Source organism: Listeria rocourtiae FSL F6-920, assembly GCF_000525975.1.
Lineage (GTDB): Bacteria > Bacillota > Bacilli > Lactobacillales > Listeriaceae > Listeria_A > Listeria_A rocourtiae.
On record NZ_AODK01000007.1, the window covers coordinates 124157 to 130305 of the forward strand.

Annotated in this window: 5 protein-coding genes and 4 pseudogenes; 7 read left to right on the top strand and 2 right to left on the bottom strand. The window is 39.9% G+C overall.

Annotation, left to right across the window (positions count from 1 at the left end):
• Nucleotides 1-14 precede the first annotated feature (14 nt).
• Together dapB and PROCOU_RS04075 are read right to left on the bottom strand one after the other, a co-directional pair.
• Nucleotides 15-804 (bottom strand): annotated as a pseudogene (gene dapB / locus PROCOU_RS04070) (4-hydroxy-tetrahydrodipicolinate reductase).
• Nucleotides 805-1134, bottom strand: a complete 330-nt coding sequence (locus PROCOU_RS04075; protein ID WP_036064417.1) for a nucleotide pyrophosphohydrolase — start codon at nucleotides 1132-1134, stop codon at nucleotides 805-807.
• A gap of 155 nt (nucleotides 1135-1289) precedes the next feature.
• Here PROCOU_RS04075 and PROCOU_RS04080 point away from each other — a divergent pair.
• From PROCOU_RS04080 to PROCOU_RS18235, 7 genes and pseudogenes are all read left to right on the top strand, one after another.
• Nucleotides 1290-2157: pseudogene (locus PROCOU_RS04080) on the top strand (YitT family protein).
• Between the two features lie 460 nt (nucleotides 2158-2617).
• Nucleotides 2618-3313, top strand: coding sequence for a response regulator transcription factor (locus PROCOU_RS04085; RefSeq protein ID WP_036069824.1), 696 nt, complete (start codon nucleotides 2618-2620; stop codon nucleotides 3311-3313).
• Nucleotides 3313-4293, top strand: a complete 981-nt coding sequence (locus tag PROCOU_RS04090) for a sensor histidine kinase (protein WP_036069827.1) — start codon at nucleotides 3313-3315, stop codon at nucleotides 4291-4293. Before PROCOU_RS04085 ends, PROCOU_RS04090 begins: the two co-directional genes overlap by 1 nt.
• 96 nt (nucleotides 4294-4389) lie before the next feature.
• Complete coding sequence (locus PROCOU_RS04095; protein ID WP_036069829.1) at nucleotides 4390-5160, top strand: ABC transporter ATP-binding protein; 771 nt, start codon at nucleotides 4390-4392, stop codon at nucleotides 5158-5160.
• On the top strand, nucleotides 5135-5395 hold the full coding sequence (locus PROCOU_RS16365; RefSeq protein ID WP_051994179.1) for a hypothetical protein: 261 nt from the start codon (nucleotides 5135-5137) through the stop codon (nucleotides 5393-5395). The genes PROCOU_RS04095 and PROCOU_RS16365 overlap by 26 nt, the downstream gene beginning before the upstream one ends.
• Nucleotides 5329-5622, top strand: a pseudogene (locus tag PROCOU_RS19225) (FtsX-like permease family protein); the annotation flags it as partial. The gene PROCOU_RS16365 and the pseudogene PROCOU_RS19225, both read left to right, overlap by 67 nt.
• A 145-nt stretch (nucleotides 5623-5767) precedes the next feature.
• A pseudogene (locus PROCOU_RS18235) lies at nucleotides 5768-6149 on the top strand (hypothetical protein); the annotation flags it as partial.

The following is a 6149-nucleotide window of genomic DNA, read 5'->3' on the forward strand; positions in this document are numbered from 1 at the left end:
TTAACCACTCCTCATCAAATTAAATTTTCTAAACCGTAAACTAGCGTATCAAGCTCAGCCGTTTTACGAATCGAAAAAGCGACACCTGACATGAAAGAAATCCGATCGTAGGAATCGTGGCGAATTGTGAGACCTTGGCCCTCTGCACCGAATTGCACTTGCTGATGTGCAATCAAGCCTGGTAGACGCACGCTATGAATACGCATTCCTTCATAATCCGCGCCACGAGCTCCCTGCATTGTCTCCTCTTCCTCCGCAGCACCTTGTTGCTTCGACTCACGAACTTCCGCCATCATCTCCGCCGTTTTAACAGCCGTACCACTTGGAGCATCTAATTTGTTATCGTGATGAAGCTCCAATATCTCTACATCTGGGAAATACTTCGCTGCTTTTTGTGCAAACTGCATCATAAGAACTGCTCCAACTGCAAAATTTGGCGCAATAATCGCACCAATTTTTTTTCGAGGCAGCGAGCTCTGTTAATTCTGTAATTTGTTCAGGTGTAAAGCCAGTCGTACCAACAACAGGGCTTACACCATGCGTTAATACTAATTTCGTATTGGAATAACCAACTTTTGGTGTAGTGAAATCAACCACTGCGTCTAGTTCCACACTCGTCAGTAGCTTTTCCAAATCACCAAATACTGGTACATCTAGATTTGAAAAACCAGCAACCTCATTAATATTCTTCTCTTGCGGCGCATGATCGAGTACTGCAACAAGTTCCAAATCAACTTCACGAAGAACTGTTTTCACAACTTCATGCCCCATTCTACCCTTAAAACCTAATACTGCCACTCTCATTTACTTGTCCTCCTTCTTGGTCCATCTATCGGCATCACGTTCCTTGAATTTCTTCATAACCGTATCGTGAGCCTCTTCTAAGCTAATATTTAGCGAATTTGCCATACAAATGAGAACAAATAAGACATCTCCTAGTTCAGCAGCAACCGTATTCTCAGGTTCGCTAGCTTTCTTTGGTTTCTCACCATAATAATGATTAATCTCACGCGCAAGTTCCCCTGTTTCCTCTGTCACGCGCGCCATCATCGCTAAAGGAGAAAAATATCCTTCTTCAAATTGACCAATCAACGCGTCTACCTCATCTTGTAATTGTTGCATCGTCTTTGCCATGCTTTGTCTCGCTCCTTTTGTGGTAAACTAACGTAAGGCTTTATTTATCCACTTTACGTCTGCTATAATCATTATAGCTAAGAAAACCTTGCTACGTCTACAAAAGGGATTTATACATACCTTTCTAGTAATTCTATAACAAGGAGTGATTAACTTTGTGGCAAGACGTTCGTGTAAAAAATATTGTATTTATCTTACTCGGAACAACGATTTATGGATTTGGACTTGTCAACTTCAATATTGCGAATAACCTTGGTGAGGGAGGCCTGACGGGTATCACCTTGTTACTACTACATTTCACAGGTATCGATCCTGCTTACTCGAATCTTATTTTAAATATTCCACTCTTTTTTATCGGTTGGCGTATTTTAGGGAATCGTGCGCTTATTTATACGATCATCGGAACTATTGGATTGTCGCTGTCCTTATGGATTTTTCAGCGTGTTCCTTACCAACTTGATTTACATGAAGATCTTTTACTCGTAGCGCTTTTTGCTGGTGGCTTTACTGGAATTGGACTTGGATTTGTCTTCCGGTATGGTGGAACAACAGGTGGTAGTGATATTATCGCCCAAGTGTTGCACCGTAAAAAAGGCGTGAGCATGGGAAGAACTCTATTCGCCGTTGATGCTATTGTTTTGACGCTTTCATTGTCTTATTTAGATGTTCGCCAAGTAATGTATACGCTTGTTGCAGTTTTCATTGGCGCTCGTGTGGTTGACTTTATGCAAGAAGGAGCCTATGCTGCCCGTGGTGCACTGATTATTTCCGCACATAATGACAAAATTACTGAAAACGTTATGCTGGCGATGAATCGTGGTGTGACAATACTTGAAGGGCGTGGAGGCTTTTCAAAAAAAAGAACAAGATGTGCTGTATATCGTTGTTGCTAAAAATGAAATTGTGCAGTTGAAAAATATCGTCAACGCTACCGACCCTCATGCTTTTGTTTCCGTTTCTGTTGTCCATGATGTGATGGGCGAAGGGTTTACATTAGATGAGAATAAGAATCCTCTAGTTTGAAAAGCTATAAGCAACGATAGGCGGAGCATTTCTGCAAAAACAATTACTAATCTATGAATTACTGTCCAGTTATTAGTTTACTAGTTTTGACTCAACAAAATATTGCGTTTCAATATTAATTTTATAATATAGGCCTTATTTAACGTCCAAGAGCCACTGATGGATTACATGCTCGCTTTGCTCTCATGCATATTGAGGCTCTGCTTGTTGTCCATTACTTACTCGCTTGCTGTTTATTAGTGCTCATCACTTAAGAGCCACTGATGGATTACATGCTCGCTTTGCTCTCATGCATATTGAGGCTCTGCTTGTTGTCCATTACTTACTCGCTTGCTGTTTATTAGTGCTCATCACTTAAGAGCCACTGATGGATTACATGCTCGCTTTGCTCTCATGCATATTGAGGCTCTAATTCAGCAAAGGACGCTTCTTAAGAGCCTCAACAAAGGAGCCTAAACTCATGGAAAAAATACTCATTGTAGAAGATGATCCAAAAATTGCAACTTTATTACAGGATTATTTACGTAAGTACAATTTGGATGCCCATATTACAACTGATTTTGACGATGTGATGCCTCTTTTCGAAGAACTAAAGCCCCACCTTGTCTTACTTGATATTAATTTACCTAAATATGATGGATACTTTTGGTGTCGCAAAATTCGTGAAATTTCAACCTGCCCGATTATCTTCATTTCAGCACGAGAGGGTGAGCTAGACCAGGTCATGGCCCTTGAAAATGGTGCCGACGATTATATCACGAAGCCATTCTCCTATCAAGTCGTCATCGCTAAAGTCCGCGCCCAGCTTCGACGTGTCTATGGCGATTTTGCCAACCAATATCAGGAGCCTGAATTTCACGAAGGAACACTTTCCTTTTATCCGCTAAAATTCACAATTGAACGCGCTGGCAAAACACTCGAGCTTAGCAAAAATGAGGCCAAGCTACTCGAAGTCATTTGGCGAACTGCTCCAAATGTTGCAAATCGCGATCTGCTTTATGAAGAAATTTGGGATGAGGTCACATTTATCGATGACAACACGCTTAGTGTCAATGTTGCTAGACTTCGCAAAAAACTACTAGATCTTGGTGTTCGAGATTCCATTAAATCTGTTCGTGGCTATGGTTACCAATGGGTCTATAAGGAGGAATCTTGATGCGTTTATTTCTTCGTAGTCATATTTCTTTCCTACTATTTGCACTCACTCTTTCACTCGCAACAGTAGGTTTATTCTGGCTAGATGGTTACAAAAGCACTCGCCTCATTATTTACGTCTTATTTCTATGGGTAACGCTTAGTATATTTTTCTTAGCTATTCGTTACGCGGGGCATCGCCGTGTTTTTAAACGACTAGAACAGGGAGATATCGTAGCCTCCGAGTTTCATCTTGACGAAGGTTCACCATTTAGCCAAGCTTTCGAATCCTATTTGGCTAAGCAATATCATGCCTACCAAATTGACTTACAGAAATGGCGGGCAAAAGATGCGGATCGCAATATTTTTATCAATCAGTGGGTGCACCAAATGAAAACACCTGTATCGGTTATCGAATTGATGACACAAAACCAATCTGATCCTACGCTTCGAAGTATTCAGGAGGAAACTGATCGAATCCAGCAAGGGCTTGATACTGTCCTTTATACACTAAGGCTTGAGACATTCGAAAATGATTTCGTTGTTGAACGCGCAGATTTAAAAACACTAGCATCCGAAGCCATCAACGAACATAAACGACTTTTTATCAGACAGCATCTTTATCCAAAAATCCAAATCGATTCTGATCTGTTTCTAGAAACAGATAAAAAATGGTTTGTTTTTATGTTAGGACAGCTCCTATCCAATGCGATTAAATACTCCCCCGAAAAAGGCAGTAATATCGAAATTAAAGCTACAAAAGAAGCTCGTGAATATGCCTTATCCATACGTGACTATGGTATCGGTATTGAAAAAGCTGACCTTGCGCGTGTATTCCGTCCTTTTTTCACTGGAGAAAACGGCCGAAAATTCCAACAATCAACAGGAATGGGACTTTTCCTCGTATCAGAAATATGTAACAAACTCGGTTATCAAATTTCCGTTGAGTCTGAAATCGACGTCGGCACAACTATCTTGATTCGTATACCAACTAACTATTAAACTTACAGCAACGTAAGATTTTGTCATAAGAATCGATACAAACCTATCTACTTTATTTGCTACACTAGTCCTATCAACAAATAAGGAGGTCTTGTTATGACGCTTTTAAAAGTAGAGCAAGTCAACAAAATATATACAGGAAACGTGCAGTATCAAGCAATTTCTAATTTAGATCTAGCTGTGGAAAAAGGGGAATTTGTCGGGATAATGGGTCCTTCAGGGAGTGGCAAAACAACATTGCTTAACATGATTGCCACGATTGATCCACCAACGAGTGGAACGGTGCAGATCCACGACGCTAATCCATATACCCTTTCGTTTGATAAACTAGCAGAATTTAGACGGAAGGAGCTTGGCTTCATTTTTCAATCCTTTAATTTATTGGATACGCTAACTGTGCGTGAAAATATTCTGCTACCACTCACATTAGATGGTACACCACTCGCAACAATGAATGAAAAACTGGCTATTATCGCAGAAAAATTGGGTATCACAGCAATTTTAGATAAACGAACCTATCAAATTTCAGGCGGAGAATCGCAACGAACAGCTGTTGCACGCGCCGCTATTCATGAGCCAAAGCTATTTCTAGCCGATGAGCCTACCGGTAATTTGGACTCTAAAAATAGTGAAGAAGTCATGCAGCTTCTAAGCCGACTAAATAAAGAAGAAGAAGCGACCATCTTGCTCGTAACACATGATCCACAAGCAGCTTCTTATTGTGACCGTGTTGTCTTTATTAAAGATGGTTCACTATACAATGAGATTTATTGCGGGGATAGTACCGCTGTTTTTTATCAACAAATTATGGATACTTTGACGTTACTAGGAGGAAAACAGCATGTCATTCCGCCAGTTCGTCATTAATAATGTTCGTCGTAATCCGAAAGTTTATGGTCCTTATTTCTTTACTAGTTTTTTCGCAGTAATGATGTTTTTCACCTATGCTTTGCTTATTTTTCATCCCGAATTTAAATCAAATATTGATTCTTCCAGTGATACAATGAGCTATTTCGCCATGATAGGTTTTCAAATATCACAAGTCATCATCGTCATTTTCTCGGCGTTCGCAATTTTTTTTACGCTGTTAGTACGTTTTTAAAAACTCGAAAAGCAGAGTTCGGACTCTTACTTGTTCAAGGAATCAACAAGAAGCAACTTGTTAAATTAATTTTTTGGGAGAATATGCTAGCCGGACTTTCTGCAGTTATTTGTGGCGTTATCTTTGGCTTTATTTTCTCAAAAGTAATTTTACTCGTCTGCTCTAAAATTTTAGCGTTAACAGAAACATTGCCCTTTTACTTGCCCTGGAAGCCGATTTTACTTACAATTGGTATTTTTGGACTTCTATTTCTTATCGTTTCCTTCGTGACGTCTTTTACCATTCGTGTCAACAATCTAAAAGCGCTACTTCTCTCGCAGAAAGAACCTAAAAAAAGAAATAAAAGCGGCTTGGTATATCGCGCTTCTCGCTTTGGTACTAACTTTCGCAGGATATGGCGTTGTACTTTTTTTCACAAATCGGGAATACTTTGCTCTCACTCCAATCTTTATTGGTGTCATTCTAGTCGTGGGTGGTACGTATTTCTTATTTAGTCAATTGCTTGTTTTTGTGCTAACACGTCTTCGGAGACGCCAATCGTTCTTTTTCAAGCGAACTAATTTGCTTACTTTTTCTGAGTTGATTTATCAGATGCGTGATAATGTCAGCACTTTTTTTCTCGTAGCTGTCATTTCAGCAACTGCAATTACAGCGATGGGAACAAGCTCAGCGATTGGTAGTAGCGGTATTGCAGAAATGTCAGAAAACCCGTACGCGATTACCTATACAGCTTTTGATCAAGATAAAGTTCATC

What these genes read in the sequence shown, in the direction of transcription:
- PROCOU_RS04075 (WP_036064417.1), bottom strand. Translation starts at nt 1,134, where the DNA reads ATGGCAAAGACGATGCAACAATTACAAGATGAGGTAGACGCGTTGATT.
- PROCOU_RS04085 (WP_036069824.1), top strand. Translation starts at nt 2,618, where the DNA reads ATGGAAAAAATACTCATTGTAGAAGATGATCCAAAAATTGCAACTTTA.
- PROCOU_RS04090 (WP_036069827.1), top strand. Translation starts at nt 3,313, where the DNA reads ATGCGTTTATTTCTTCGTAGTCATATTTCTTTCCTACTATTTGCACTC.
- PROCOU_RS04095 (WP_036069829.1), top strand. Translation starts at nt 4,390, where the DNA reads ATGACGCTTTTAAAAGTAGAGCAAGTCAACAAAATATATACAGGAAAC.
- PROCOU_RS16365 (WP_051994179.1), top strand. Translation starts at nt 5,135, where the DNA reads ATGTCATTCCGCCAGTTCGTCATTAATAATGTTCGTCGTAATCCGAAA.